This is a genomic window from Xanthobacter autotrophicus (genome assembly GCF_029991245.1).
Taxonomy (GTDB): Bacteria; Pseudomonadota; Alphaproteobacteria; order Rhizobiales; family Xanthobacteraceae; genus Xanthobacter; species Xanthobacter autotrophicus_C.
The window spans coordinates 1-438 of the sequence record NZ_JAIVFO010000371.1; the positions used below are offsets into that span (position 1 = coordinate 1).

Consider the following 438-nt stretch of genomic DNA (forward strand, 5'->3'; position numbering starts at 1 on the left):
TCACCGAACGACGCATCCACGCGCGCCAGCAGCGGAGCGGCCACGTCACGCGCCACCGCGGGTGTTCCGAACAGGATGTCCTGGTAGCGGTTGCGGATCTGCGCCAACGCCATCCATTGGCCTTCCGTGTTCAAGCGGCCCCAACCTTCGCGCGGAACGCCACTTCCCTGGTAATGCTCCATCAGCAGGGCATCGACCAGACCGCTGGCCAGTGCCAGTGAACCCGAAGCGCGTGGCTCCTTGCCCGGCTCCGCATTGAAGGTCGTGTCGCCCAGCACCAGATGACAGTCGCTGCGCCCCGTACAGGCCGCCGACTGCGGGTAACGGGTGATTTCCTCCACCACGGACAGTGCGGGTGACAGATCCGATGCTGTCAGCGCCTGCTGCATTGCCGCCAGCGCGCGCTTGCGGAAAGCCGCGTCATCGTTGTGGATCACC

Annotated in this window: 1 protein-coding gene; it reads right to left on the reverse strand. The window is 65.8% G+C overall.

Translation table 11 applies throughout. The features are described from left to right. Positions 1-438: hypothetical protein (locus tag K9U41_RS23270; protein ID WP_282643204.1), on the reverse strand; the 438-nt coding region annotated here is incomplete at both ends.